General features: G+C 61.1%; 2 protein-coding genes. Both read right to left on the bottom strand.

Annotated features, from left to right (window positions below; genetic code table 11):
* A partial coding sequence (locus AC07ZH_RS20485; RefSeq protein WP_495201118.1) for a flagellin N-terminal helical domain-containing protein occupies nt 1-335 on the bottom strand: 335 nt, incomplete at its 3' end.
* Nucleotides 336-610: 275 nt separating this feature from the next.
* Nucleotides 611-712 (bottom strand): flagellin (locus AC07ZH_RS20480; protein WP_495201119.1); only part of this gene is annotated, 102 nt, incomplete at its 5' end.

Here is a 712-nt window from a genome sequence, read left to right as displayed (position 1 = left end):
AGGGCAGCACGGTCGGAGCTGCTGTTGGTGGCGTTGGCCGATTGCACCGCCAGTTCGCGCATGCGCTGCAGGTTGTCAGTAACGCTGGCCATCGCGCCTTCCGCCGTCTGCGCCAGCGAGATGCCATCGTTGGCGTTGCGCGCTGCAACGGTCAAGCCGCGGATCTGCGTGTTCATGCGCTCAGAGATGGCCAAGCCCGCGGCGTCATCCTTGGCACTGTTGATGCGCAGGCCAGAAGACAAGCGCTGCATGGACGTGGCCAGCGAGTTTTGCGAACTGCTCAGATTGCGCTGCGCATTGAGCGACTGGATGTTGGTGTTGATAGTGGATGCCATGGCGATAGCTCCTGAAATAAAGCTGTAAATCAACGCACGGTCAGCAAACAAAGGGGGTTGCTTTCAGTGCTCTTGGGTTTCGGGACGGCAAGCGCACACGCCCTGATCCCTTGGACCTTTATTCTGGAGAGCCCTGCGGCCGACAAAGCCGCCATAAAACACTGGATTGGCACCTTTCTCAGACTATCAAGCAAAAACGGTGCGGGGGCCGCATGGGCCCCCGCACCGGATTCAACAATCGACCGGCCCTGCCAGCCGTTACTCCGCCACGCTGATCAGCGCAGCAGTGCCAGAACGCCCTGCGGCAACTGGTTGGCCTGAGCCACCATGGCGGTGCCGGCCTGCTGCAGAATCTGCGAGCGGCTCAGGTTGGCCGT

This window comes from Simplicispira sp. GW247-4R2A (assembly GCF_059424465.1).
The sequence above is the reverse complement of the archived record's forward strand: the minus strand, read 5'-3'. Positions and strand labels throughout refer to the sequence as shown.